This is a genomic window from Halomonas sp. A11-A, from assembly GCF_003182195.1.
Lineage (GTDB): Bacteria > Pseudomonadota > Gammaproteobacteria > Pseudomonadales > Halomonadaceae > Halomonas > Halomonas alkalicola.
On the sequence record NZ_QGTM01000005.1, the window covers coordinates 24,381 to 48,154 of the forward strand.

Annotated in this window: 25 protein-coding genes; 18 read left to right on the plus strand and 7 right to left on the minus strand. The window is 69.9% G+C overall.

Features of this window, described 5'->3' with window-relative positions:
* Window positions 1-102 precede the first annotated feature (102 nt).
* From DER72_RS05555 to hemC, 4 genes are read right to left on the minus strand one after another with little or no spacing between them, the layout of a single operon-like run.
* A complete protein-coding gene (locus DER72_RS05555; protein ID WP_110069010.1) occupies window positions 103-1,425 on the minus strand; it encodes a heme biosynthesis HemY N-terminal domain-containing protein in 1,323 nt (440 codons plus the stop codon).
* Entirely contained in the window at window positions 1,422-2,747 is a 1,326-nt protein-coding gene (locus DER72_RS05560) for a uroporphyrinogen-III C-methyltransferase (RefSeq protein WP_110069011.1), read from the minus strand. Before DER72_RS05560 ends, DER72_RS05555 begins: the two co-directional genes overlap by 4 nt.
* 7 nt (window positions 2,748-2,754) lie before the next feature.
* Entirely contained in the window at window positions 2,755-3,549 is a 795-nt protein-coding gene (locus DER72_RS05565; RefSeq protein WP_110069012.1) for a uroporphyrinogen-III synthase, read from the minus strand.
* Window positions 3,549-4,490 carry a hydroxymethylbilane synthase gene (gene hemC / locus DER72_RS05570; protein ID WP_110069013.1) on the minus strand — a complete coding sequence of 314 codons (942 nt, stop codon included), beginning with the start codon at window positions 4,488-4,490 and terminating at the stop codon, window positions 3,549-3,551. Before hemC ends, DER72_RS05565 begins: the two co-directional genes overlap by 1 nt.
* Window positions 4,491-4,745: 255 nt before the next feature.
* On the opposite strand from hemC, the gene argH reads away from it, so the two are divergent.
* Genes argH through DER72_RS05605 form a run of 7 tightly spaced genes read left to right on the plus strand, consistent with a single transcriptional unit; the run spans window position 4,746 to window position 10,910 of the window.
* Window positions 4,746-6,176: an argininosuccinate lyase gene (gene argH / locus DER72_RS05575; protein ID WP_110069014.1), complete on the plus strand. Its 1,431-nt coding sequence runs from the start codon at window positions 4,746-4,748 to the stop codon at window positions 6,174-6,176.
* Complete coding sequence (locus DER72_RS05580; RefSeq protein WP_110069015.1) at window positions 6,176-6,340, plus strand: lipoprotein; 165 nt, start codon at window positions 6,176-6,178, stop codon at window positions 6,338-6,340. Before argH ends, DER72_RS05580 begins: the two co-directional genes overlap by 1 nt.
* 2 nt (window positions 6,341-6,342) lie before the next feature.
* Window positions 6,343-7,620: a diaminopimelate decarboxylase gene (gene lysA, locus DER72_RS05585; RefSeq protein WP_110069016.1), complete on the plus strand. Its 1,278-nt coding sequence runs from the start codon at window positions 6,343-6,345 to the stop codon at window positions 7,618-7,620.
* Complete coding sequence (gene dapF / locus DER72_RS05590) at window positions 7,620-8,453, plus strand: diaminopimelate epimerase (protein ID WP_110069017.1); 834 nt, start codon at window positions 7,620-7,622, stop codon at window positions 8,451-8,453. The genes lysA and dapF overlap by 1 nt, the downstream gene beginning before the upstream one ends.
* 30 nt (window positions 8,454-8,483) lie before the next feature.
* Window positions 8,484-9,200: a DUF484 family protein gene (locus tag DER72_RS05595; protein WP_110069018.1), complete on the plus strand. Its 717-nt coding sequence runs from the start codon at window positions 8,484-8,486 to the stop codon at window positions 9,198-9,200.
* Entirely contained in the window at window positions 9,193-10,128 is a 936-nt protein-coding gene (locus DER72_RS05600) for a tyrosine recombinase XerC (RefSeq protein ID WP_110069019.1), read from the plus strand. Before DER72_RS05595 ends, DER72_RS05600 begins: the two co-directional genes overlap by 8 nt.
* Window positions 10,125-10,910: an HAD family hydrolase gene (locus DER72_RS05605; protein ID WP_309064159.1), complete on the plus strand. Its 786-nt coding sequence runs from the start codon at window positions 10,125-10,127 to the stop codon at window positions 10,908-10,910. The genes DER72_RS05600 and DER72_RS05605 overlap by 4 nt, the downstream gene beginning before the upstream one ends.
* Here the strand turns inward: DER72_RS05605 and yihA are convergent.
* Window positions 10,907-11,524, minus strand: a complete 618-nt coding sequence (gene yihA, locus DER72_RS05610) for a ribosome biogenesis GTP-binding protein YihA/YsxC (protein ID WP_110069021.1) — start codon at window positions 11,522-11,524, stop codon at window positions 10,907-10,909. The genes DER72_RS05605 and yihA overlap by 4 nt on opposite strands.
* A gap of 238 nt (window positions 11,525-11,762) precedes the next feature.
* Between yihA and DER72_RS05615 the strand changes: the two genes are divergently transcribed.
* The 5 genes from DER72_RS05615 to DER72_RS05635 all read left to right on the plus strand — a co-directional run bounded on the left by DER72_RS05615 (window position 11,763) and on the right by DER72_RS05635 (window position 16,128).
* Window positions 11,763-12,386 carry a c-type cytochrome gene (locus tag DER72_RS05615; RefSeq protein ID WP_110069022.1) on the plus strand — a complete coding sequence of 208 codons (624 nt, stop codon included), beginning with the start codon at window positions 11,763-11,765 and terminating at the stop codon, window positions 12,384-12,386.
* Between the two features lie 172 nt (window positions 12,387-12,558).
* Entirely contained in the window at window positions 12,559-13,194 is a 636-nt protein-coding gene (locus DER72_RS05620) for a thiol:disulfide interchange protein DsbA/DsbL (protein ID WP_110069023.1), read from the plus strand.
* A 1-nt stretch (window position 13,195) separates the two neighbouring features.
* Window positions 13,196-14,020 (plus strand): endonuclease/exonuclease/phosphatase family protein, encoded by an 825-nt coding sequence (locus DER72_RS05625; RefSeq protein WP_110069024.1) that lies wholly within the window; start codon window positions 13,196-13,198, stop codon window positions 14,018-14,020.
* A 144-nt stretch (window positions 14,021-14,164) separates the two neighbouring features.
* Window positions 14,165-14,713 (plus strand): TRAP transporter small permease subunit, encoded by a 549-nt coding sequence (locus DER72_RS05630; protein ID WP_110069025.1) that lies wholly within the window; start codon window positions 14,165-14,167, stop codon window positions 14,711-14,713.
* Window positions 14,713-16,128, plus strand: coding sequence for a TRAP transporter large permease subunit (locus tag DER72_RS05635; protein ID WP_110069026.1), 1,416 nt, complete (start codon window positions 14,713-14,715; stop codon window positions 16,126-16,128). Before DER72_RS05630 ends, DER72_RS05635 begins: the two co-directional genes overlap by 1 nt.
* 25 nt (window positions 16,129-16,153) lie before the next feature.
* Here the strand turns inward: DER72_RS05635 and DER72_RS05640 are convergent, their stop codons facing one another.
* Window positions 16,154-16,585, minus strand: coding sequence for a YqaA family protein (locus tag DER72_RS05640; protein ID WP_110069027.1), 432 nt, complete (start codon window positions 16,583-16,585; stop codon window positions 16,154-16,156).
* A 24-nt stretch (window positions 16,586-16,609) separates the two neighbouring features.
* On the opposite strand from DER72_RS05640, the gene thiD reads away from it, so the two are divergent.
* Window positions 16,610-17,437 (plus strand): bifunctional hydroxymethylpyrimidine kinase/phosphomethylpyrimidine kinase, encoded by an 828-nt coding sequence (gene thiD, locus DER72_RS05645; RefSeq protein ID WP_110069028.1) that lies wholly within the window; start codon window positions 16,610-16,612, stop codon window positions 17,435-17,437.
* Window positions 17,438-17,577: 140 nt separating this feature from the next.
* The gene (gene dtd, locus DER72_RS05650; protein WP_110069029.1) at window positions 17,578-18,015 is read left to right on the plus strand and encodes a D-aminoacyl-tRNA deacylase; all 438 of its coding nucleotides are present in this window, start codon (window positions 17,578-17,580) and stop codon (window positions 18,013-18,015) included.
* On the opposite strand, the gene DER72_RS05655 is transcribed toward dtd, so the two are convergent.
* On the minus strand, window positions 18,012-19,940 hold the full coding sequence (locus DER72_RS05655) for an ABC-F family ATP-binding cassette domain-containing protein (protein ID WP_110069030.1): 1,929 nt from the start codon (window positions 19,938-19,940) through the stop codon (window positions 18,012-18,014). The genes dtd and DER72_RS05655 overlap by 4 nt on opposite strands.
* 77 nt (window positions 19,941-20,017) lie before the next feature.
* On the opposite strand from DER72_RS05655, the gene DER72_RS05660 reads away from it, so the two are divergent.
* The 4 genes from DER72_RS05660 (at window position 20,018) to DER72_RS05675 (ending at window position 23,736) form a co-directional block, all read left to right on the plus strand.
* Window positions 20,018-20,533: a TIGR02444 family protein gene (locus DER72_RS05660; RefSeq protein WP_110069031.1), complete on the plus strand. Its 516-nt coding sequence runs from the start codon at window positions 20,018-20,020 to the stop codon at window positions 20,531-20,533.
* Window positions 20,534-20,624: 91 nt separating this feature from the next.
* Window positions 20,625-21,641, plus strand: a complete 1,017-nt coding sequence (gene dctP / locus DER72_RS05665) for a TRAP transporter substrate-binding protein DctP (RefSeq protein ID WP_110069032.1) — start codon at window positions 20,625-20,627, stop codon at window positions 21,639-21,641.
* Window positions 21,642-21,843: 202 nt separating this feature from the next.
* The gene (locus tag DER72_RS05670; protein ID WP_110069033.1) at window positions 21,844-22,422 is read left to right on the plus strand and encodes a TRAP transporter small permease; all 579 of its coding nucleotides are present in this window, start codon (window positions 21,844-21,846) and stop codon (window positions 22,420-22,422) included.
* A 30-nt stretch (window positions 22,423-22,452) separates the two neighbouring features.
* Window positions 22,453-23,736: a TRAP transporter large permease gene (locus tag DER72_RS05675; RefSeq protein ID WP_110069034.1), complete on the plus strand. Its 1,284-nt coding sequence runs from the start codon at window positions 22,453-22,455 to the stop codon at window positions 23,734-23,736.
* The last annotated feature ends 38 nt before the right edge of the window (window positions 23,737-23,774 follow it).

Genomic DNA, 23,774 nt, shown 5'->3' on the forward strand with positions numbered 1-23,774 from the left:
GGAAGCAGAAGCAAGGAAGAAACAGGAAGCTGAAAGCAGGAAGGGGGCGCCGGATGGCGCCCCCTTCTCGGGTGGTGGCAGGGCGGCCGGAGCCGCCCGGCCTCAGGCCGGCTTCTTCTCGCCGGCCTGCGCTCCTGCAGGCGTGTCGCCCTTGTCCGCGCTGCCCTCGGACTTCGCCTTCGAGGGCCGCTTCTCGGCCAGCACGTCCTTGTCCTCGCGGGGCTGGGGCAGCGAGGGCAGTGACTTGTCGAGCAGCTCCACGCTCTGGCGGTAGTAGAGCTGGCTCTTGTTGTGCTCGCCAAGGTTGGCGTAGAGCCGCGCCAGCTCGGCACAGACCACGCCGCTGGGACGCTGGCGCTGGCTCGCCTCGAAGTACTCCTGGGCCTTGCCCCAGTAGGCGTTGCGCAGCGACAGGCGGCCCAGGGTGAGCAGCAGGTCCGGGTCGTTGGGCCGCTCCTGCAGCCACTTCTCGGCGGTGACCAGCTGGCGGGCGGCATCCACGTCGAGCAGGCCGTAGCGCAGCACCAGGCGGCTGTCCCAGTGCTCCTTGAGGGAGTGACGCAGCAGGCGCTCGGCGATGGGCTCCTGGCGACCACGCACCAGCGCCTCGGCGTAGAGCACGATCAGGTCGATATTGCCGCGCAGGTGGTCAGGCATGTCGGCCCACAGGCTGCGTACCCTCTCGATATCGCTGCCCTCGCGGGCCTCGCGCACGATCAGCTCGCGGTAGGCGCGCTGCTCGAGCTGGTCGCGCTCCTCCTTCGAGATCAGCTGCTGGGCGCCGAGGCGCGGCATCAGGCGGCGCAGGCCGTCCCAGTCGCTGACGCTGAGGTAGGCCTGCTTGAGCTGCTTGAGCACCTGGGGGTGGTTGGGCAGCTGGCGATCCAGGCGGGTGAGGATGGCCAGGGCCTCCTCGTACTGCTGGCGGTCCAGCATCAGCTGGGCCTGCATCATGCCCACCGCGGTATCGGCGCCCTCGGTGCTCAGGTGCGCCCGCTTGAGCAGGGTGTCGGCCTGGTCGAAGCGGCCCTGGTAGTGGGCCGCCAGCGCCGCGGAGAGGTAGTTGACCAGCGGGGTGCTGGAGTCGTCCGCCGCCTTGACCAGCGACTTCTCGGCCTTCTTCCAACGCCCCTCGGCCAGCGCCACCAGGCCGCGCACGGTGCGCTTCATGGCGTTGCGGTTGCGGGCGCGGCTGTTCCACACCTTGAAGCGCGAGACCGGGCGGGTCAGGCGCATCAGCACGCGCAGGGCGAAGTGCAGCACCAGGAAGCCGGCCAGCAGGATCACCAGACCGAACCAGAAGGAGGTCTGCACCGAGGTGTCGCCGACGCGCACCAGCCAGTAGCCAGGCACGGACATCATCAGCTGGCCGAACAGCGCGCCGAGCGCCAGGCCCAGGACGACGATCAGGATCAGCTTTCTCATGCGTCATCTCCCCGGCGCGACTCGAAGCGGCGCTCGATGAAGGTGGCCAGGGCCTGCTGGGAGCCACTGATATCCGGAAGCTCCGGGCGAATCGCCTGGGCCTTGAGCTCGCGCAGGCGCTCGACGACCGACTGGACGCCGGAGGCGTCGGTGTCGTAGTAGCCCTCGATCAGGGTCAGCGCCTTGTCGAGGCTCGCCTCGAAGAGTTCCTGCTCCTCCTTGAGCAGCGCCAGCTGAGACTGCTCCAGCACCAGGCGCACGCTCTGGCGCAGGTAGGACTCCTGCTCCGGGGTAATCAGCGCCTCCAGGTCGGCGTCGTGGTGGCGGATGGTGACCAGCTCCTTGAGCTCCTGGCCGAAGCGTGAAAGCTGCTGCTGCCAGGTGCCGCTGGGCGCTTCCGTGATGCCGGAGCGCACGGTGACCTCCTCGATCTCCTGGGAGAGCGGCTGGCGGGCGATCTGCTGCTGCTGGGCGTTGAGGGCCAGCCACAGGCCGGTGCGGTCGACCCGCGGTACGGCATCCAGGGCGGCCAGCTCGCTGGCGATCTCGCGGCGCACCGGCACCAGGGCGGGGTTGTCCGCCTCGCGCAGGCGATCATCGGCGGTACGCAGCAGGGCCGCGGCGCCCTGGACATCGCGCTCCAGCTGCAGGCGCTGGTTGGCCAGGCGCAGCAGGTAGGCGGCCTCGGCGTGGAGCCAGTCGCGCTCGTCGGCCTCCTGCTCGCTGGAGAGCTCGTCGAGCACCCGGTCGAGGGTCTGGTTGACCTCGTCGCGATAGTCGGCGAACTCGCCCTGCAGGCTGGCGATGGCGGCGTCGCGCTCGCGCTCGCCCTCGTCCAGGCGGCTCTCCAGGCCCGCCAGGTCGGCGGCGCTGGCGAACTGACCGGAGGCGGACTCCAGCTCGGCGATGCGCGCCTGCTGGGCCTCGAGCTTCTGCCACGCCTGCCAGCCAAACAGCACCACGGCGATGGCCAGCAGGATCACCAGCACGATGGCGGCGAGGCCCGCCTTGCCGCCCTTGCCGTCACCGCCGCCAGCCGGGGGAGCCGCGGCACCCGCGCCGCTGCCGCCGGATACCGGCCGGGGCTCGGCGGGCTTAACCTTGTCGTCGGCAGCGCCAGCGGCCTTGGAGGCAGCGGTCGGCTTGGCCGGCGCGGCGACGCTGTTCGCCGCCGGCTGCGCCGAGTCCTGGGTGGTCTTGTCGTAGCGCCGCGAACGACGCCGGTTCTGGTGATTGCCCTTGCCGGCGTCGCCGCCCGAGGTCGCCGCTTGCGCGCCGTCAGACGCCTTCTGCTCATCCTGCTCGTGTGGTTGCTTGCTCATCTTGTCGCTAGCCCTTTTCGAGATCGTCTTGATCGACATCGGCTTCCTGCGGGTGGCAGGCGGCGGCCAAGGCCGTCGTCAGCGCGGTCGGCGTGGCGCCGGACGCCACGACAGGGGCACGAAACCCCAGTTTGCCGGCCAGTGTAGCCAACCGGGCGCTGGAAACGATTAGCGGTTGGTTCAAGGCGGCACCTGTGCACCATCTTGCCAGATGTTCGAGGATTTCTCCGCTGCTGACCACCAGGGCACGAAAGTCGCCCCGGGCCAGGCGGCGCTGCATGTCGGGAGAGGGGGGGAGCGGGGTGCGGCGATAGACCGCCAGGCGGGTCAGGCGGGCGCCGCGTTCGGCGAGGGTCTCGGCCAGCAGGGTGCGCCCCCCCTCGCCGGCCACCAGCAGGACCTTCTCGCCATCGAGGCGCTGCAGGGAGCCCAGCCGCAGCAGCGCCTCGCTGGTGTCCTCGCCGGCCGCGGCAGGCGGCACATGCACCCGCACGCCGAGCGCCTGGTGCAGGGCGGCGGCGGTGGCCGCCCCCACGGCGTAGTAGTCGATGCCCACAGGCAGCTGCGGCCAGTAGCGGTCCAGCGCCTCGGCCAGACACTCGGCGGCGAAGGGGCTCACCACCACTACCCGCCGGAACTGGTCGAAGTCGAGCCAGGCGGCGCGCTGCTCCGGCGTCTCGGGCAGCGCCTCGAGGCACAGCGCCTCGAGGCGGGCCACCGGCAGGCCCTGAGCCTCGATGGCCGCGGCCAGCACGCCGCCCCGCTCGCCGGGGCGTGTGATCACGACCGGCTGGGCGCCCATCAGCCGGCGCCGTAGACCTCGGCGAGGATCTCGCCGGCGCCCATCTCGAGCAGCTCCTCGGCGACGCGGATGCCCAGCGCCTCCGGCTCGTGGATGGAGCCGCGCCCCTCGGCGCGCAGCACCCGGCTGCCGTCCGGGGTGCCCACCAGGGCGCGCAGCCACAGGGTCTGGCCGTCATTCTCGAACACCGCATGGCCGCCGATGGGGACCTGGCAACCGCCCTCCAGGCGGGTGTTCATGGCGCGCTCGGCGCGCACCCGGGTGGCGGTATCGGGGTCGTCCAGGGGCGCCAGCAGGGCGATCAGCTCGGGGTCGCGGAGGCGGCACTCGATGCCCAGCGCCCCCTGGCCGCAGGCCGGCAGGCACACCTCGGGGGGCAGCTCCATGGCAATGCGCTCGTCGAGGCCCAGGCGGCGCAGCCCGGAGGTGGCCAGGATGATGGCGTCGAACTCGCCGGCGTCGAGCTTGGCCAGGCGGGTCTGGACGTTGCCGCGCAGGGAGAGGATCTCGAAGTCCGGGCGCGCCTCCTGCATCTGCAGGCCGCGGCGCAGGCTGGAGGTGCCGATGCGCGCCCCTTCGGGCAGCTCGTCGAGGCTCCGGTAGTGGTTGGAGACGAAGGCGTCGGTGGCCTCGGCGCCGGCGAAGATCACCGAGAGGCCGAGCCCCTCGGGGAAGTGCATCGGCACGTCCTTCATGGAGTGCACGGCGATGTCGGCGCGGCCGTCGAGCATCGCCTCCTCCAGCTCCTTCACGAACAGCCCCTTGCCCCCCACCTTGGCCAGCGGCGTATCGAGGATCTTGTCGCCGCGGGTGGACATGGCCACCAGCTCCACCTCAAGGCCGGGGTGGAGCTCCATGAGGCGGTCGCGGACATGTTCGGCCTGCCACAGGGCCAGTTGACTCTTGCGGGTGGCAATACGCAGCTTGGTGATAGCTTGCACGAAGTTCTCCCTGTCCCGGTCCCCTGCCGGCGTCCAGCGTCGCCGGCGCCCGATGATATTGGCATTCTCTAGAGCATATCGGCTGTCATCATAAAGCACCCGGCAGGGCAGGAGAAACCGACGCCCCGGACGCCCCCTCGCCAGGCCGACGGACTCTGGTACACTGCCCGGCATGTCCAGCCAGCGCCGCCGCGGCGGCGCCGGGGCCCTGTGGCCCCGCTTCACCGCAACCCGTTACGCAGGATGCAAAGTCCGATGAGCGCAGATTCCACCACCGCCGGCACCAACCAGTCCTGGGGCGGCCGCTTCAACGAGCCCACCGACGCCTTCGTCGCCCGCTTCACCGCCTCGGTCGGCTTCGACCAGCGGCTGGCCTTCCACGACATCCAGGGCTCCATCGCCCATGCCACCATGCTGGCCCGGGTCGGGGTGCTCAGCGAGGCCGAGCGCGACGCCATCGTCCAGGGCTTGACCGAGATCCGCGGAGAGATCGAGCGCGGCGAGTTCCAGTGGTCGGTGGCGCTGGAAGACGTGCACATGAACATCGAGGCACGCCTCACCGACAAGATCGGCATCACCGGCAAGAAGTTGCATACCGGCCGCTCCCGCAACGACCAGGTGGCCACCGACATCCGCCTCTTCCTGCGCGACGAGATCGACCGGGTGGCCGCCGAGCTCGCCCGCCTGCGCCGCGGCCTGATCGAACTGGCCGACCGCGAGGCCGACACCATCATGCCCGGCTTCACCCACCTGCAGACGGCCCAGCCGGTCACCTTCGGCCACCATCTGCTGGCCTGGCACGAGATGCTGGCCCGCGACCACGAGCGGCTGCTCGACTGCCGCCGCCGGCTCAACGTGATGCCCCTGGGCGCGGCCGCCCTGGCCGGCACCACCTACCCCATCGATCGCCACGTCACCGCCGAGCTGCTGGGCTTCGCGCGCCCCGCCGAGAACAGCCTGGACGCGGTGAGCGATCGGGACTTCGCCATCGAGTTCACCGCCTTCGCCAGCCTGCTGCTGATGCACCTGTCGCGGATGAGCGAGGAGCTGGTGCTGTGGACCAGCGCCCAGTTCGATTTCATCGACCTGCCCGACCGCTTCTGCACCGGCTCCTCGATCATGCCGCAGAAGAAGAACCCGGACGTGCCGGAGCTGGTGCGCGGCAAGACCGGCCGGGTCTACGGCCACCTGATGGGCCTGCTGACCCTGATGAAGTCCCAGCCGCTGGCCTACAACAAGGACAACCAGGAGGACAAGGAGCCGCTGTTCGATGCCGTGGACACCGTCAAGGACTGCCTCAAGGCGTTCGCCGACATGGTGCCGGCCATCGAGCCGAAGAAGGCGCAGATGGCCGAGGCGGCCCGCCGCGGCTTCTCCACCGCCACCGACCTGGCCGACTACCTGGTGCGCCGTGGCGTGGCATTCCGCGACGCCCACGAGATCGTCGGCCTCTCCGTGGCCTACGGCCTCAAGCAGCAGAAGGACCTCTCCGAGATGAGCCTCGAGGAGCTCCGGCAGTTCTCGGACGTCATCGAGGGTGACGTCTTCGCGGTGCTGACCCTGGAGGGCTCGGTGGCCGCCCGCAACCATATCGGCGGCACCGCCCCGGATCAGGTGCGCGCCGCCGCCCAGCGGGCCCGCGACGCCCTGGCCGCGATGGAGAGCGCCGCGGAGGCCGGCGCCTGATGCGCCGCCTGGCACTCGCCGTCCTGCCCCTGGCGCTGGTCATGGCGCTGGGCCTGGCCGGCTGCGGCCAGAAGGGCCCCCTCTACCTGCCCGATGACGAGCAGGCGGCCGAGCAGTACGGCCCCCGCGACGCCGACAACGCCCCCGACGACAGCGAGACCTAGGCATGGATCATTTCGAGTATCGCGACGGCGTGCTCTACGGCGAGGAGGTCCCCCTGACCCGCATCGCCGAGCAGTTCGGCACGCCCTGCTACGTCTACTCCAAGGCCACCCTGGCCCGGCACTTCCGCGCCTATACCGAGGCGCTGGGCGGCCACCCCCACCTGATCTGCTACGCGGTGAAGGCCAACTCCAACCTCGCCGTGCTGGGCCTGCTGGCCCGCCTGGGCGCCGGCTTCGACATCGTCTCCGTGGGCGAGCTGGAGCGGGTGCTGGCCGCCGGCGGCGACCCCGCCAAGGTGGTCTTCTCCGGTGTGGCCAAGCAGGAGGCCGAGATGGCCCGGGCGCTGGAGGTGGGCATCAAGTGCTTCAACGTGGAGTCGCGCCCCGAGCTCGAGCGTCTGAATGAGGTGGCAGGCCGGCTCGGCAAGGTGGCCCCGGTGTCGCTGCGGGTCAACCCGGACGTGGACGCCGGCACCCACCCCTACATCTCCACCGGGCTCAAGGACAACAAGTTCGGCATCCCGGTGGACGAGGCGCTGGCGGTCTACGAACTGGCCGCGAGCCTGCCCCATGTGAAGGTGACCGGCCTGGACTGCCATATCGGCTCCCAGCTCACCGAGCTCTCGCCCTTCCTGGACGCCCTGGACCGCCTGCTGGTGCTGCTCGAGCGCCTGCGCGAGCGGGGCATCGAGGTGGAGCACCTGGACCTCGGCGGCGGCCTCGGCGTGCCCTATCGCGACGAGCATCCGCCGGCGCCCTTCGACTACGCCTCGGCCCTGCTGGAGCGCCTCTCCCGCTGGGCCGGCAGCGAGCGGCTGACCCTGCTCTTCGAGCCGGGCCGCTCGATTGCCGCCAACGCCGGCGTGCTGCTGACCCGGGTGGAGTTCCTCAAGCCCGGCGAGACCCAGAACTTCGCCATCGTCGACGCCGGCATGAACGACCTGATCCGCCCCGCCCTCTACCAGGCGTGGCAGGCGATCCTGCCGGTGGATACCCGCCGCGCCCGGGAGAGCGCCACCTACGACGTGGTGGGCCCGGTGTGCGAGACCGGCGACTTCCTGGGCAAGGAGCGCGAGCTTGCCATCGCCCCGGGCGACCTGCTGGCGGTGCGCTCCGCCGGCGCCTACGGCTTCGTGATGGCCTCCAACTACAACAGCCGCCCGCGCCCCGCCGAGGTGATGGTGGACGGCGAGGCCAGCCACCTGGTGCGCCGCCGCGAGCGCCTCGAGGAGCTGTGGGCCGGCGAGGCGCTACTGCCCGACGAGGAGGGCGCTCGCTGATGCTGCTGCACTTCACCAAGATGCATGGGCTGGGCAACGACTTCATGGTGATCGACCTGGTCACCCAGCGGGCGCGTCTGCAGGACGACCAGATCCGCCGCCTGGCCGACCGCCGCTTCGGCGTCGGCTTCGACCAGCTGCTGATCGTCGAGCCGCCCCGGGACCCGGACATGGACTTCCGCTACCGGATCTTCAACGCCGACGGCAGCGAGGTGGAGAACTGCGGCAACGGGGCGCGCTGCTTCGCCCGCTTCGTGCGCGACCAGCGCCTGACCCACAAGCACGAGATCCACGTGGAGACCGCCGGCGGCCCGCTGGTGCTGCTGGTGGAGGACGACGGGCGAGTGCGGGTCGACATGGGTGAGCCGCGCTTCGCCCCCGAGGCACTGCCCTTCGATGCCGCCGAGGATCGCCCGCTGCACCCCCTGGTGGTCGACGGCGAGCGCATCGAGATCGGCGTCGTCTCCATGGGCAACCCCCACGCGGTGCTGCGGGTCGACGACGTCGACACTGCCCCCGTCGAGCGCCTGGGGCCCGCCATCGAGGCCCACCCACGCTTTCCGAAGCGGGTCAACGCGGGCTTCATGCAGATCGTCTCCCCCCACGAGATCCGCCTGAGGGTGTACGAACGCGGCAGCGGCGAGACCCTGGCCTGCGGCACCGGCGCCTGCGCCGCGGTGGCCTGCGGCATCCGCCAGGGGCTGCTCGAGAGCCCGGTCACCGTGCACCTGCCCGGAGGCGACCTGAGCATCGAATGGGGAGGCCCCGGCACCTCTCTGGCCATGAGCGGCCCCGCCGAACGCGTCTATGACGGCCGCATCATCCTGACCTGAGCCCACCGGGCCGACCGCCGAGGAATCCGCATGTCACGAGCCGCCCCCGAACCGCGCAAGACCCTCGACCCGGACCGGGTCGCCGAATGGCTGGCCACCCGCCCGGACTTCTTCGTCGGTCGCGAGGGCCTGCTGCAGCAGCTCAAGGTGCCGCATCCCGAGGCCCGCGGCGCCACCTCGCTGCTGGAGCGGCTGGTCCACGATCTGCGCACCCGCGCCGAGCAGGCCGAGTGGCGCCTCGAGCAGCTGCTGGAGTCGGCCCGCCACAACGAGGCCCAGTACCGCCGCACCCGGGAGCTGGTGCTGGCCCTGCTGGAGGCCGAGGATGGCGACGCCCTGGGCCAGGCCCTGGCCACCCAGTTCTGCGAGCGCTTCTCCACGCCGGCGGTGGCACTGTGGTGTCCAGCCAGCCTCACCGACGCCGAGCCCCAGCCGCCCCAGGCGCCGCGCCAGGTGCTCGACGAGCACGCCGGCTCACGCCTGGCGGCCCTGCTCGACGGCCGCACCAGCCGCTGCACCCGGCTCACCCCCACCGACTGGAAGCGGCTGCTGCCCCATACCACGGCGCCACGGCGCTCCGGCTCCTGCGCCATCACCCGACTGACCCTGGGCGAGCCGCTGGGCTACCTGGTGCTGGCCAGCCCCGACGCCGATCACTTCCGCGCCAGCATGGATACCCTGTTCACCGAATACGTGGGCGACGTGGTGGCCCGGCTGCTGGTGCGCCACGCCCGGCGCCATGACTGAGCGCCCCCCTGCCACGCCCCTGGCCCGCGAGGTCGAGGCCTTCCTGGCCGGGCTCGCCCGCACCGCGAGCCCGGCCACCCTGGACGCCTACCGCCGCGACCTCGCCGCCCTGCTGGCCTTCCTGGACGAGCGCGGCATCGAGGAGTGGTCACGGCTGAACGCCGCCCTGCTGCGCCGCTTCCTGGGCGATGAGCGCGCCCGGGGCCTGGCCCCGCGCAGCCTGGCCCGGCGGCGCTCGGCGATCTCGCGGCTGGCCGACCACCTGGTGGCCGCCGGTCGGCTGACCCACAATCCGGTGGCCCTGACCCGGGCGCCGCGCCAGCCGCGCCACCTGCCGCGGCCGGTGGACGTCGACCGCCTGAAGGGCTTCCTGGAGACCCCTCACGACGGCTCGCCGCTGGCGGTGCGCGACCAGGCGATGCTGGAGCTCTTCTACTCCAGCGGCCTGCGCCTGGCCGAGTTGGCGGGCCTCGACCTGACCGACCTGCAGCCCGAGCGGGTGCGGGTGCTGGGCAAGGGCGGCAAGCCCCGCCAGGTGCCGGTGGGCCGCCATGCGCGCCGCGCGCTGGACACCTGGCTCGCCCTGCGCGAGACCCTGGCGGCGCCCGGCGAGACGGCGCTCTTCGTGGGCCAGCGCGGCACCCGCCTCGGCCACCGCGCCATCCAGCAGCGCCTGGCGCTGATCGCTCGCCGCCGCGGCCTCGACGAGCACCTGCACCCCCACCGCCTGCGCCACTCCTTCGCCAGCCATCTGCTGGAGTCGAGCCAGGACCTGCGCGCCGTCCAGGAGCTGCTGGGCCACGCCAACCTGGCTACCACCCAGGTCTATACCCGCCTCGACTGGCAGCACCTGGCGGCCAGCTACGACGCTGCCCACCCGCGGGCGCGGCGCCGGCCCGCCGCGGCACCCGACGAGGAACCATCGTGAGACTCGAGGCGATCACCTTCGACCTGGACGACACCCTGTGGGACAACGGCGGGGTGATGCGGCGCACCGAGGAGGGCCACTACGCCTGGCTGGACGCGGCGCTGCACGCATGGCTGGAAGAGCGGAGGCAAGATCGGCTGGAAGAGCGCCTCGGCGGCCACGCCGACGGGGCAGAGCCGTCAGGCGCCCGCGGCCGCTTCGCCGAACGCTTCCCGCTGGCGGCCTTCATCGAGCGCCGCCTTCGCCTGGCCGGCGCCCACCCGCTGCGCCGCGGCGACTTCACCTGGCTGCGCCACCGTGCATTGACCGAACTGCTTAACGAGTATGGCCTGGCCGCGGAGCACGCCGACCATTGGGCCAGCCGTGCCATGGCGCGCTTCATGGTGCTGAGGCACGAGGTCACGCCCCACGCCGAAGTGGACGAGCTGCTGGACGAGCTGGGCAGGCGCTACCGGCTGGCCAGCATCACCAACGGCAACGTGGAGATCGCCCGCCTGGCGCTGGGGCGCCACTTCCCGGTGGCCATCGCCGCGGGCGAGCTGCTCGCCCCCAAGCCCGACCCACGCCCCTTCCTGGCCGCCCTGGCCCGGCTCGGCACCCCGCCATCACGGGCGCTGCACGTGGGAGACTCCTGGGCCGAGGATGCCCTGCCGGCGCGCCGCCTGGGCATGCAGGCGGCCTGGATCGGCCCGGACGACCGCGCCCTGCCCGCCGGCATCCACCGCCTGGACCACGTCCGCGAGCTGCCCGAGCTGATCGCCTGGCTGGAGAGGCGGCGCTAGCCCTCCTCGCTGCCCAGCAGCCAGGCGTCCAGGCGCGCATGCGCCTCCTCGATGCCCTGCCCCTTGAGGGACGAGAAGAGCTGGACGGTCACCAGGTCCTCCCACTCGCGCAGGCGCGAGCGAACCTGCTGCAGGGCGCTGGCCGCCGCGCCGCGCTTCAGCTTGTCGGCCTTGGTGAGCAGGATATGCACCGGCATCGACTGGTCGTCGGCCCAGCCCAGCAGGGTCTGGTCGAACTCGGAGAGCGGGTGGCGCACGTCCATCACCAGCACCAGGCCGCGCAGCGAGGCGCGCCGCTGCAGGTAGTCCGAGAGGTGGCGCTGCCACTCCAGCTTGACCTGCTCGGGCACCTTGGCGAAACCGTAGCCGGGCAGGTCCACCAGGCGCCGGTCGGCATCCTCGCCCAGGGTGAAGAAGTTGATCAGCTGGGTCCTGCCGGGGGTCTTGGAGGTGCGCGCCAGGGCCTTCTGACGGGTCAGGGTATTGATGGCGCTGGACTTGCCGGCGTTGGAGCGTCCGGCGAAGGCCACCTCGGCGCCGCTGTCGAGCGGACACTGGGCCAGGGTCGGGGCGCTGGTGAGGAAACGGGCAGTCTGATAGTTGAGTCGCGCCATGGCGGTGACATCCTGACGATGGTCGAAGGGAGACGGGGCGCGGCTTGCATTCCCGCCGCCGGGGTGATTCGGTATAATGCAGTGTCTTTTGTCTGCGACCCGGGGCACGCTAGTGTACCACCGCGCCCTCGACGTCCGCGAACCGCCGGCGCCTGCGCAAGGCCCCGAGCAGGCTCGCGATCCGGGCGGCTCCCAGGGTACGTACCGGTCAACAATGTAACGGCAAAGTGGATTAGCGATGAGAAAGTTACTGGCAAGCCTGGCATTTACCATGGGCGCCGTCGGCGCCGCCCACGCCGACCTGGAGGCCGACGCCGATGCGGCGGCAGGCCGCGAGAAAGCGCAGAGCTGCGCCGCCTGCCACGGCCCGTCCGGCATCAGCCCCTCCTCGGCCTTCCCGCATCTCGCCGGCCAGCAGATGTCCTACACCGCCAAGCAGATCATGGACATCCGCGACGGCCGCCGCCTGGTGCCCCAGATGGCCGGCCAGGTGGACGACTTCTCGGACCAGGACGCCTGGGATGTCGCCAAGTACTTCGCCGAGCAGGATGCGAACCTGGGCCAGGTCGATCCCGACAACACCGAGCAGCTGGCTCGCGGCGAGGAGCTTTACCGGGCCGGCGACCTCTCCAGGGGTATCCCGGCCTGCGCCGCCTGCCACACCCCCACCGGGGAAGGCATCGGCAGCGCCGCCTACCCGGCGCTCTCCGGGCAGTTCGTCGAGTACACCGTCGCCACCCTGCAGGCCTTCGCCTCCGGCGAGCGGGCCAACGACCCGGCCAACATCATGCGCGACATCGCCGCCAAGATGAGCGATGACGACATGGAAGCCGTGGCCAACTACATGTACGGCCTGCACTAAGCCCGGCCCGTCGCAGGCAGCGGCGCCACGCTCAGTTCTCGCCAGGGCGGCCCTCGGGCCGCCCTTGTCGTATCATCGAAGGCCCGGCCGCCACCGGGGAACCCTCGGTGGTGAACGCGCTCAAAGGCAGCGACGCCCGGCCTCGCCGGATCATCCAAGGAGAGAGTACGTGATGTTCAAGCCCCTGATGTTCGCCCTTGCCGGCCTCGGCCTGTCGAGCCTGGCCACCGCCTCCCCGCTGGTCGAGGGCCAGCACTACGAGGTGCTGCCCCAGCCCGTCGAGACCCGTGTCGCCGAGGGCCAGATCGAGGTCACCGAGGCGTTCTGGTACGGCTGCCCGCACTGCTACAACCTGCAGCAGCACGTCACCGCCTGGTACGAGACCCTCGATGAGGACGTCAGCGTGGTGCACCTGCCCGGCACCATGGGCGGCGACTGGAACAAGCACGCCGCGGCCTTCTACGCCGCCGAGGAGCTCGGCATCGTCGAGGCGGTCCACGCCGACTTCTTCGACGCCATCCACCAGCAGAACCGTCGCCTCACCGAGACCGATGACCTGGCCGACTTCTTCAGCGGCTATGGCGTCAGCGAGGAGGAGGCTCGCCAGGCACTCGGCTCCTTCGCGGTGAAGAGCAAGGTCAACCAGGCCCACTCGCGGCTGCGCGCCATGCGCCTGATGGGGGTGCCCGCCCTGGTGATCGACGGCCGCTACCTGGTCACGCCCAGCAGCGCCGGCAGCCTCTCCAACATGCCCCAGATCGCCGACGCGCTGATCGAGAAGGTCCGCGAGGAGCGTAGTGACAGCTGAGATGTCACATCTGGCCGAGGCAAGGACGCCGCCCCTCGAGGGCGGCCACCTGAAGCTGCTCACCTTCAACATGCAGGTGGGCATTCAGACCTCGGCCTATCACCACTACCTGACCCGCAGCTGGCAACACCTGCTGCCCCACCCCAAGCGCCTGCGCCGGCTGGACATGGTCAGCGAGGTGCTGGGGCGCTTCGATATCGTCGGCCTCCAGGAGGTGGACGGCGGCAGCTTTCGCTCCAGCAACGTCAACCAGGTAGAGTATCTCGCCGGCCGCGGGGGCTTCCCGCACCATTTCAAGCAGCTCAACCGCAACCTGGGCCGCATCGCGCAGCACAGCAACGGGCTGCTGTCGCGGCTAGCCCCCAGCCGGATCGAGGAGCACCGCCTGCCCGGCACCCTGCCGGGACGGGGTGCCATCCACGCCCGCTTCGGCGAGGGCCCCAACGCTCTGCACCTCTTCGTGGCCCATCTGGCGCTGGGTCATCGCACCCGAGTGCGCCAGCTCGACTATCTCTCCGAGATCATCCAGCCGCTGCGCCACGTGGTGGTGATGGGCGACCTCAACTGCACACCCGAGCAGCTCCACGGCCACCAGCGCTTCTGCGCCTCGCTGTCGCTGCATCCGGTGCGCCCGCTCCTCAGCTACCCCTCCTGGCAGCCACGCCGCGCCCTGGACCACATCTTGTTGTCGAACTCGCTGCAGGCCGACGACGTGCGGGTCCTGGACCACCTGTTCTCCGACCACCTGCCGATCGCCGTGGATGTCCGGCTGCCTGCCGCCTGCCTGCAGGCCATGACTGCCCGCCTCAAGGGCGAGCCAGGCTGAGGAGAGCCAGGCGCCGGGGGATACGCGAGAGTGACGCTCGAGGGTGACACCCAGGGTTGAGAGCCCGGATTGAGAGCCGGGGATGACGATCGTCGCCGAATCGGCGATGATGCCCGTCGTTTCCGCTTCTGCACGAGACTTCCCATGACACCCCCTGCCCGCGAACCGGCCCTGCTCCGGGGCCTGGACGCCTTTACCGACCGCATCGGCACCAGCATCGCCTGGCTGGTGCTCCTCATGATGCTGGTGCAGTTCACCATCGTGGTGATGCGCTACGTCTTCAGCATCCATAACACCGTGATGCAGGAGTCGGTGATGTACATGCACGCCGCGGTCTTCATGCTCGGCGCCGCCTGGACCCTGCGCCGCGACGGCCATGTGCGTGTGGATATCTTCTACCGCCGCCTCACTGCCCGGGGGCGCGCCTGGGTCGACCTCTGCGGCACCCTCTTCCTGCTGATCCCGGTGGTGCTCTTCATCGCCATCGGCAGCTTCGCCTATGTGCGCAGCAGCTGGGCGATCATGGAGCGCTCGCCGGACGGCGGCATTCCCGGCGTCTACCTGCTCAAGACCCTGATACTCGTGATGATGGCGCTGCTGCTGATCCAGGGCATCGCCCAGCTGATCCGCCAGGTGCTGATCATCCGCCACCGCCTGCCCAACGACACCCCGCAGCACGAGGAGCTCCTGTGATGCTGGCCACCCTCCTCGAGTTCATGCCGCTGATCATGTTCGCCGCGGTCTGCGGCGTGCTGATGCTGGGCTACCCGGTGGCGCTGTCGCTGGCCGGCACCGCCCTGATCTTCGCCGGCATCGGCTATGCGCTGATCCAGATGGGCGTGCCGGTGCCCTTCGAGACCCGCTACCTGGGCGCCATGCCCAACCGCCTCTACGGCATCATGACCAACCAGACGCTGCTGGCGGTGCCGCTCTTCGTGCTGATGGGGGTGCTGCTGGAGAAGTCGCGCATCGCCGAGACCCTGCTCGACGCCATGTCGCTAGCCTTCGGCGCCCTGCGCGGTGGGCTGGGCATCGCCGTGGTGCTGGTGGGCATGCTGCTGGCGGCCTCCACCGGCATCGTCGGCGCCACCGTGGTGACCATGGGGCTGCTCTCGCTGCCCACCATGCTCAAGCGCGGCTACTCGCCGTCGCTGGCCACCGGCAGCATCTGCGCCACCGGCACCCTGGGGCAGATCATCCCGCCCTCCATCGCCCTGGTGCTGCTGGGCGACGTGCTCAACAACGCCTACCAGCAGGCCCAGCTCTCCATGGGGGTGTGGAGCCCTCGCACCCTCTCGGTGGGCGATCTCTTCATCGGCGCCCTGGTGCCGGGCCTGCTGCTGGTGGTGGCCTATATCGTCTACCTGGTGATCACCGCCTGGGTGAAGCCCGATGCCGCCCCACCCGCCGACCGTGACTCCCTGATGAAGGAGCTGGGCCACACCGGCAGCCTCTGGCCGCTGCTGCTCAAGGGGCTGGTGCCGCCGGTGCTGCTGATCGTGGCGGTGCTGGGCTCGATCCTGGGCGGCTTCGCCACCCCCACCGAGGCCTCGGCGGTGGGTGCCTTCGGCGCCTTCCTGCTGGCGCTGGTGAACCGTCGCCTGAGCGTGCCGGTGCTGCGCGACGTGGTGCAGTCCACCGCCCAGGTCACCAGCATGGTGTTCCTGATCCTGATCGGCGCCGCGCTCTTCTCGCTGGTGTTCCGCGCCTTCGGCGGCGAGGAGCTGGTCACCGAGCTGTTCGAGGCGCTGCCCGGCGGCGTGGTGGGCGCCACCCTGGTGGTGATGCTGGTGATCTTCCTGCTGGGCTTCATCCTCGACTTCATCGAGATCACCTTCGTGGTGGTGCCCATCGTCGGGCCGGTGCTGCTGGCCATGGGGGTCGACCCGATCTGGCTCGGCATCATGATCGCGGTGAACCTGCAGACCTCCTTCCTGACGCCGCCCTTCGGCTTCGCGCTCTTCTATCTGCGCGGGGTGACGCCGGACTCCGTGCCCACCTCGGCGATCTATCGGGGGGTGACGCCCTTCATCGCCATGCAGCTGGCCATGCTGCTCGCGCTGGCGCTGATGCCGGGGCTCGCCACCTGGCTGCCCTCGGTGCTCTAGCCAAGGACTGGCGCCTCCTGCCGGCTTACTGGCAAAGCGGCGCCAGCCACTGGTGGGCGAGCAGCAGCACCACCGCGTAGCGCCCGCCCTTGGCCACGGTGATCAGCAGGATGGCCCGCCACCAGGGCAGCCGGAACACGCCGGCCAGCACGGTGAGCGGGTCGCCCACCACCGGGGCCCAGGAGAAGAGCAGGCTCCACTCGCCGAAGCGGAAGTACCAGCGCTCGGCCCGGGCCAGCCCCGCCGGCGAGGCGGGAAACCAGCGCCGGTCCTGGAAGCGGCGCGCATAGCGCCCCATCCAGACGTTGATCAGGCTGCCCAGGGTGTTGCCGGCGGTGGCCACCGCCCACAGCATCAGGGCCGGCTCGCCCAGGCACCAGAGCCGCGCCAGCCAGACCTCGGAGCCCCCCGGCAGCAGGGTGGCGCTGACCAGGGCCACCACGAACAGACTCAGCATTCTCTTCCCTTCTCAGGTGACCGCATGACCGACGCATCCGCCCCGTCCACGCGCGTGATTCCCAATGTGCTGACCATCGCCGGCTCCGACCCCAGCGGCGGCGCCGGCATCCAGGCCGATCTCAAGACCTTCTCGGCGCTGGGCGCCTATGGTACCAGCGTGATCACCGCCCTGACCGCCCAGAACACCCGCGGCGTCACCGGCGTGCACCCGGTGCCCGCCGAGTTCATCGCCGCCCAGCTCGAGACCCTGCTCGACGACGTACGCATCGACGCGGTGAAGATCGGCATGGTGGCGAGCCGCGAGGTGGCCGAGGTGATCCGCGAGGCGCTGACCCGTCGCCGCCCCCGCTGGGTGGTGCTCGACCCGGTGATGGTGGCCAAGAGCGGCGACATCCTGGTAGACGATGCCGGCATCCGCGCGGTGCGCGAGGTGCTGGTGCCGCTGGCCGACCTGGTCACCCCCAACCTGCCGGAGGCCGCGGTGCTGCTCGACGCCCCGGTGCCGGACGACCGCGACGGCATGCTGGCCCTGGCGCCGGCGCTGCGGGCGCTGGGTGCCGGTGCCACCCTGCTCAAGGGCGGCCACCTCTCCGGCGAGGAGTGCCCCGACCTCTTGATCACCGACGAGGCGACCCACTGGATCGAGGGCGCCCGGGTCGACACCGCCAACCTGCACGGCACCGGCTGCACCCCCTCCTCGGCCATCGCCGCCCGCCTGGCCCTGGGCGAGGCCCTGCCGGCCGCGGTGGCGGGCGCCAAGCAGTGGCTGGGCGCGGCCCTGGCCGCGAGCCGGCGCCTTGATGTGGGTCAAGGGCGCGGCCCGGTGCACCACTTCCACGCCTGGTGGTAGGGCGATCTCCTGGAGGTGCTGATGACCCGCCTGCGCCGCCAGCCCCCCGACCAGCTGGCCCTGGGCAGCCGCGAGCAGGAACGTGCTACGCTCTCTGCTTCCAGTCAGGCAGCAGTCGTGAATCATCGGGGAGAGCAGAGATGAAGGCACTGATCCAGCGGGTCACCCGGGCCAGCGTGGTCGTGGAGGGGCGCACGGTGGGCGCCATCGGCCACGGCCTGCTGGCCCTGGTGGGCGTGGAGAAGGGCGACGACGAGGCCGCCGCCGACCGGCTGCTGCACAAGCTGCTGCACTACCGGGTGTTCGGCGACGCCGATGACAAGATGAACCTCAACCTGCAGCAGGTCGACGGCGGGCTGCTGCTGGTCTCCCAGTTCACCCTGGCGGCCGACACCCGCAAGGGGCTCAGGCCCAGCTTCTCCAGTGCCGCCCCGCCCGACGAGGGCCACCGGCTGTTCCACTACCTGCTGGCGCGGGCCGAGACGGCCTGGCCCCGGGTGGAGAGCGGCGAGTTCGCCGCCAACATGGAGGTCTCGCTGGTCAACGACGGGCCGGTAACCTTCCTGCTGGAGAGCTAGCCGCCAAGCTCCGCCTCCATGGCCTCCAGCGCCTCCTCGGCGGCGAGCCACTCGGCCTCCAGGTCATCCAGGCGCGACTTGAGCTCGCCCTGGCGCGCCAGGGTGGCGGTAAGCTCCGCCTTGCGGGCAGCGTCGGTGTAGAGCGCGGCGTCGCTCAGCACCCCTTCCACCTCGGCCAGCTCCGCCTGGACCTTCTCCATGGCCTGCTCGGCGCGGTCGCGCTGCTTCTTGAGCGGACGCAGCTTCTCACGCAGCTCGGCGGCGGCGCGTCGTGCCGCGCGGCGATCCTCCCTGGGCGCCTCCTCGCCCCTGTCGGCACGCGCCTCGCGGCGCTCGCCCTCGAGGCGCGCCTTGAGCCAGGCCCGATAGTCCTCCAGGTCGCCGTCGAAGGGCTCGACCCGGTGGTCGGCCACCCGCCAGAACTCGTCCACGGTGGCACGCAGCAGGTGGCGATCGTGGGAGACGATGATCACCGTGCCCTCGAAGGCCGCCAGCGCCTCGGTGAGCGCCTCGCGCATCTCCAGGTCCAGGTGGTTGGTGGGCTCGTCCAGCAGCAGCAGGTTGGGCTTCTGCCAGGCCACCAGCGAGAGCGCCAGGCGCGCCTTCTCGCCGCCGGAGAAGCGCCCCACCTCGCCGAAGGCGTCGTCGCCCTGGAAACCGAAGCCGCCCAGGAAGTTGCGGATCTCCTGCTCGCTGGCCTTCGGTGAGAGCCGCTGCACGTGCATGAAGGGGGTCGAGGCGAGGTCCAGACCCTCGAGCTGGTGCTGGGCGAAGTAGCCGATGGCCAGGTGCTCGCCGGGTATGCGCTTGCCGGCCAGCAGCGCCAGCTCGCCGGTCAGCGACTTGATCAGGGTCGACTTGCCGGCCCCGTTGGGTCCCAGCAGGCCGATGCGTTGGCCGGGCAGCAGGGTCAGCCTAACCTGGTCGAGCTGGACCTTCGCCTCCCCCGCCTCGTCGCGATAGCCGAGCCGCGCCTCGTCCAGCACCAGCAGCGGGTGGGAGTTCCTGTCGGAGGCGGGAATGGTGAAGTGGAAGGGGGAGTCGGCGTGGGCCATGGCGATATCGCCCATGCGCTCCAACATCTTGAGGCGGCTCTGGGCCTGGCGCGCCTTGGTGGCCTTGGCCCGGAAGCGCGCCACGAAACGCTCGATCTCCTCGCGTCGCGCCTGCTGCTTGGCCGCCTCGGCCTGCTGCAGCGCCAGCTTCTCGGCCCGGGTACGCTCGAAGGTGGAGTAGTTGCCGCGGTAGAGCACCAGACTCTGGCGGTCGAAGTGCACGATGTGATCGCACACCGCATCCAGGAAGTCGCGGTCGTGAGAGATCAGCAGCAGGGTGCCGGGGTAGCGGGCAAGCCACTGCTCCAGCCACAGCAGGGCGTCCAGATCCAGGTGGTTGGTGGGTTCGTCCAGCAGCAGCAGATCGGAGGGCATGAAGAGGGTGCGGGCCAGGTTGACCCGCATCCGCCAGCCGCCGGAGAAGTCCGACAGCGGGCGCGCCAGGTCCGCCTGGGCAAATCCAAGCCCCACCAGCAGCTGGGCCGCGCGGGCCGGCGCGCTGTAGCCGTCCAGGGCCTCGATGGCGCCGTGCAGCTCCGCCTCGCGGTGGGCGTCGTGGGCCTCCCGGGCCGCCTCGAGCGCCGCCTGGGTGGCGCGCAGCTCGCGATCACCGTCCAGCACGTACTCGACGATGGGGCGATCGAGGGCCTCCACCTCCTGGGCCATGTGGGCGATGCGCTGGCCGCCGCTCATCTCGACCTCGCCGCGGTCCGGGGCCAGCTCGCCGAGCAGCAGCTTGAAGAGGCTCGACTTGCCGGCGCCGTTGGGGCCGACGATCCCCGCCTTGTGACCGGCGTGCAGGGTCAGGTCGGCCCCCTCCAGCAGGGCCTGGGTGCCGCGTTGCAGGGAAACTTGGCGCAGTGCGATCATGCGGGCTCCACGGGCTGTGCATGGGGGTCGCCGCCCTGTCGGCGACGACCGATGAAATGAACGATGATTCTACCGAAATGACGGCCGTCCTGCGGCGCCGTCTGAGCGAACACTCCCTGTGGGCGTTCGCCCTGGCCCTCTACGCCCGCCCCGGGGTCGAGGCGGCCTGCCTGGCGCTGCAGGACGAGGCCGGCGTCGACGTCTGCGAGCTGCTGTGGCGCTGCTGGCTGCTGCAACATGGTGCCCGGCCCGGCCCGGCAGCCGAGGCGGGAGTGGCCGAGGTGCGCCGCTGGCAGGCCGAGGTCACCGCCCCGCTGCGCACCCTGCGCCGCCGGCTCAAGCCCGAAGCGGCCAGCGATGCCGGGGTCGCCGCGCTGCGCGAGACCCTCAAGCGCGCCGAGCTCGAGGCCGAACGCGAGACCCTGACGCGACTCGAGCGACTGGTCCTCACGGGTGAAAATCGGCTGTCTCCGGCCACCGGCATAAGTACCGAAAAAGTCCTGGAAAGTGCCCTTCTCCTGCAGAAAAAAATCCATCTTTCAACGCTTCAGACGCTGATTGCCTCGCTTGACCCTCCCCCGACCCCACGCTAGCCTGAAAACCACATGTGCGAGCGAAAGGCCCGTGTCGTGCCTGTCATTTTCGCAAGAACGTAACCATCCAAACCGTAAGGGGACTACAAGAATGAAGGCAACCAAGCTGTTGACCACGGCCACCGTCGGCGCCCTGCTTTTCGGCATGTCCGCGGCGGCCCATTCCGCCAACTGGCGCTATGCCCATGAAGAGTTCGAGGGCGATGTCCAGGACGTCTTTGCGATGGCGTTCAAGGAGTATATCGAGGAGAACTCCGACAATACCGTCCAGGTCTATCGCTTCGGCGAGCTGGGCGAATCCGACGACATCATGGAGCAGACCCAGGCGGGCATCCTGCAGTTCGTCAACCAGTCACCCGGCTTTACCGGCGCGCTGATCCCCGAGGCGCAGATCTTCTTCGTGCCCTACCTGCTGCCCACCGATGAAGCGCAGGTCATCGAGTTCTTCAACACCAGCGTGGCCATCAACGAGATGTTCCCGGAGCTCTACGCCGAACAGGGCCTGGAGCTGCTCAAGATGTACCCGGAAGGCGAGATGGTCGTCACCCTCGACGAGCCCTTCACCACCCCGGAAGAGCTGCGCGGCAAGAACATCCGCACCATGACCAATCCGCTGCTCTCCGAGACCTACCGCGCCTTCGGCGCCAGCCCGACGCCGCTGCCCTGGGGCGAGGTCTACGGCGGCCTGCAGACCGGCATCCTGCAGGGTCAGGAGAACCCGATCTTCTGGATCGAGTCCGGCGGCCTCTACGAGGTCTCTCCGAACTTGGTCTACACCGGCCACGGCTGGTTCACCACCGCCATGATGGCCAACCAGGACTTCTTCAACAGCCTCTCCGAGGAGGAGCAGCAGCTGGTGCGTGACGCCAGCGAGCATGCCTACGCGATCATCATCGAGCATATCTCGGGCCTGGCCGACGAGTCCCTGGCCAAGATCCAGGAGGCCTCCGACGAGGTCACCGTCACCCGCCTGACCGAGGAGCAGATCCAGGCCTTCCGCGACCGCGCCCCGCAGGTCGAGGAGCGCTTCATCGAGATGACCGGTGAGCGCGGTGCGGCCCTGCTGGAGCAGTTCAAGGCCGATCTGGAAGCCGTGAGCGGCGACTAGCGCCTCCGGCGCCTGATCGTCACACGAGGAGTCCGGGGCAGCCACTTGGCTGCCCCGCTTGTTTCCTCCCCATCCGCTTCTCCGTTTCGGCTCGCCGGCCAATCAGCGTTGGCGGACCGCATGGTCGTCGCCACGGCCCTTGCCATACCCTGAGGGGCAGGCGGCGAGCAACGCCCAGGGAAGACCACAGGAGCATGGGCACATGACCGAAGAAGAATCCGAAAAGAACTATCGCTCGACCCTGCCCGGGCCGCTGGGGCCCATCGACACCTGGATCAGCCGGATCGAGGCGGTGATCCTGGCCATGGGGGTGATCCTCATGGCCATCAACACCATCGCCAACGTGCTGAGCCGCTTCCTCCTCGGCGAGAGCCTGCACTTCTCCGAGGAGATCAACCGCATCCTGATCGTGATGATCACCTTCGCCGGCATCGGCTATGCGGCCCGCCACGGGCGCCATATCCGCATGTCGGCCATCTATGACGCCGTGCCCACCGGCGGGCGACGCTGGATGATGATCGTCATCAGCCTGTTCACCGCCCTGGTGATGTTCGTGCTCTGCTACTACTCGATCGGCTACATCTCCACCCTCTACGGCCGCGGTCGCGTGCTCCCCTCGCTGAGCATCCCGGTGTGGATGATGTACGTCTGGGTGCCGATCGGCTTCGCCATCACCGGCATCCAGTACCTGCTCACCGCCATCAAGAACCTGACCTCCCGCGACGTCTACCTCTCGACCCATGTGGTGGACGGCTACAAGGACACGGAAACGGAAGTCTGATCTCGATCGGGCTAGCGAGGACACCTCACCATGACAGCCACCATCCTCTCCATCATGATCGTGCTGCTGCTGCTCGGCTTCCCGATGATGATCCCCCTGGCGACGGCGGCGTTCGTCGGGTTCTACATGACCTTCGGCGGCCTCGGTCAGATGGAAACCCTGATCCAGCAGATGATGGGCGGCATCCGCCCCACCGCGCTGATCGCCGTGCCGATGTTCATCCTGGCCGCCGACATCATGACCCGCGGCCAGTCCGCCAACCGCCTGATCAACATGGTCATGGCCTTCGTGGGGCACATCAAGGGGGGCCTGGCGGTCTCCACCGCCGCCTCCTGCACGCTGTTCGGCGCCGTCTCCGGCTCCACCCAGGCCACCGTGGTAGCGGTGGGGTCGCCGCTGCGCCCGCGCATGCTCAAGGCGGGCTACAAGGACCCCTTCACCCTGGCGCTGATCATCAACTCCAGCGACATCGCCTTCCTGATCCCGCCGAGCATCGGCATGATCATCTACGGGGTCATCTCCGGCACCTCCATCGGCGAGCTGTTCATCGCCGGCATCGGCCCGGGCCTGCTGATCCTGGCCATGTTCTCGGCCTACTGCGTCGCCTACGCCACCATCCACAAGGTGCCGACCGAGCCCAAGGCGACCTGGAAGCAGCGCGCCGTCTCGGTGAAGGACGCCCTCTGGCCGTTGGGCTTCCCGGTGCTGATCGTCGGCGGCATCTATGGCGGCATCTTCAGCCCCACCGAGGCCGCGGCCGCCTGCGTGCTCTATGCGGTGATCCTCGAGTTCGCGGTGTTCCGTTCGCTGAAGCTGCACCACATCTACGCCATCGCCAAGTCCACCGGCCTGATCACCTCGGTGGTCTTCATCCTGGTGGCTGTGGGCAACGGCTTCTCCTGGATCATCTCCTTCGCCCAGATTCCCCAGACGGTCCTCGCCGCCGTGGGCATCAACGAGGCCGGCCCGGTGGGGGTGCTGATCGCCATCTCCATCGCCTTCTTCGTGGCCTGCATGTTCGTGGACCCCATCGTGGTGATCCTGGTGCTGACGCCGATCTTCGCCCCGGCCATCGCCGCCTCGGGCCTCGACCCGGTGCTGGTGGGCGTGCTGATCACTCTGCAGGTGGCGATAGGCTCGGCGACGCCACCCTTCGGCTGCGACATCTTCACCGCCATCGCCATCTTCAAGCGGCCCTACTGGGAGGTGATCCGCGGCACGCCGCCCTTCATCTTCATGCTGGTGCTGGCCGCCGCGCTGATCATCATGTTCCCGCAGATCGCCCTGTTCCTCCGGGATCTGGCGTTCCGCTGATCCACTGAGCACCGCCCCAACAACCCCCAGGGAGACAC

What these genes read in the sequence shown, in the direction of transcription:
- DER72_RS05555 (WP_110069010.1), bottom strand. Translation starts at nt 1,425, where the DNA reads ATGAGAAAGCTGATCCTGATCGTCGTCCTGGGCCTGGCGCTCGGCGCG.
- DER72_RS05560 (WP_110069011.1), bottom strand. Translation starts at nt 2,747, where the DNA reads ATGAGCAAGCAACCACACGAGCAGGATGAGCAGAAGGCGTCTGACGGC.
- dctP (WP_110069032.1), top strand. Translation starts at nt 20,625, where the DNA reads ATGAAGGCAACCAAGCTGTTGACCACGGCCACCGTCGGCGCCCTGCTT.
- DER72_RS05565 (WP_110069012.1), bottom strand. Translation starts at nt 3,549, where the DNA reads ATGGGCGCCCAGCCGGTCGTGATCACACGCCCCGGCGAGCGGGGCGGC.
- DER72_RS05630 (WP_110069025.1), top strand. Translation starts at nt 14,165, where the DNA reads ATGACACCCCCTGCCCGCGAACCGGCCCTGCTCCGGGGCCTGGACGCC.
- DER72_RS05670 (WP_110069033.1), top strand. Translation starts at nt 21,844, where the DNA reads ATGACCGAAGAAGAATCCGAAAAGAACTATCGCTCGACCCTGCCCGGG.
- DER72_RS05595 (WP_110069018.1), top strand. Translation starts at nt 8,484, where the DNA reads ATGTCACGAGCCGCCCCCGAACCGCGCAAGACCCTCGACCCGGACCGG.
- dtd (WP_110069029.1), top strand. Translation starts at nt 17,578, where the DNA reads ATGAAGGCACTGATCCAGCGGGTCACCCGGGCCAGCGTGGTCGTGGAG.
- DER72_RS05620 (WP_110069023.1), top strand. Translation starts at nt 12,559, where the DNA reads ATGTTCAAGCCCCTGATGTTCGCCCTTGCCGGCCTCGGCCTGTCGAGC.
- DER72_RS05580 (WP_110069015.1), top strand. Translation starts at nt 6,176, where the DNA reads ATGCGCCGCCTGGCACTCGCCGTCCTGCCCCTGGCGCTGGTCATGGCG.
- lysA (WP_110069016.1), top strand. Translation starts at nt 6,343, where the DNA reads ATGGATCATTTCGAGTATCGCGACGGCGTGCTCTACGGCGAGGAGGTC.
- DER72_RS05655 (WP_110069030.1), bottom strand. Translation starts at nt 19,940, where the DNA reads ATGATCGCACTGCGCCAAGTTTCCCTGCAACGCGGCACCCAGGCCCTG.
- thiD (WP_110069028.1), top strand. Translation starts at nt 16,610, where the DNA reads ATGACCGACGCATCCGCCCCGTCCACGCGCGTGATTCCCAATGTGCTG.
- yihA (WP_110069021.1), bottom strand. Translation starts at nt 11,524, where the DNA reads ATGGCGCGACTCAACTATCAGACTGCCCGTTTCCTCACCAGCGCCCCG.
- DER72_RS05640 (WP_110069027.1), bottom strand. Translation starts at nt 16,585, where the DNA reads ATGCTGAGTCTGTTCGTGGTGGCCCTGGTCAGCGCCACCCTGCTGCCG.
- dapF (WP_110069017.1), top strand. Translation starts at nt 7,620, where the DNA reads ATGCTGCTGCACTTCACCAAGATGCATGGGCTGGGCAACGACTTCATG.
- DER72_RS05625 (WP_110069024.1), top strand. Translation starts at nt 13,196, where the DNA reads ATGTCACATCTGGCCGAGGCAAGGACGCCGCCCCTCGAGGGCGGCCAC.
- argH (WP_110069014.1), top strand. Translation starts at nt 4,746, where the DNA reads ATGAGCGCAGATTCCACCACCGCCGGCACCAACCAGTCCTGGGGCGGC.
- DER72_RS05635 (WP_110069026.1), top strand. Translation starts at nt 14,713, where the DNA reads ATGCTGGCCACCCTCCTCGAGTTCATGCCGCTGATCATGTTCGCCGCG.
- DER72_RS05600 (WP_110069019.1), top strand. Translation starts at nt 9,193, where the DNA reads ATGACTGAGCGCCCCCCTGCCACGCCCCTGGCCCGCGAGGTCGAGGCC.
- DER72_RS05615 (WP_110069022.1), top strand. Translation starts at nt 11,763, where the DNA reads ATGAGAAAGTTACTGGCAAGCCTGGCATTTACCATGGGCGCCGTCGGC.
- DER72_RS05660 (WP_110069031.1), top strand. Translation starts at nt 20,018, where the DNA reads ATGACGGCCGTCCTGCGGCGCCGTCTGAGCGAACACTCCCTGTGGGCG.
- DER72_RS05675 (WP_110069034.1), top strand. Translation starts at nt 22,453, where the DNA reads ATGACAGCCACCATCCTCTCCATCATGATCGTGCTGCTGCTGCTCGGC.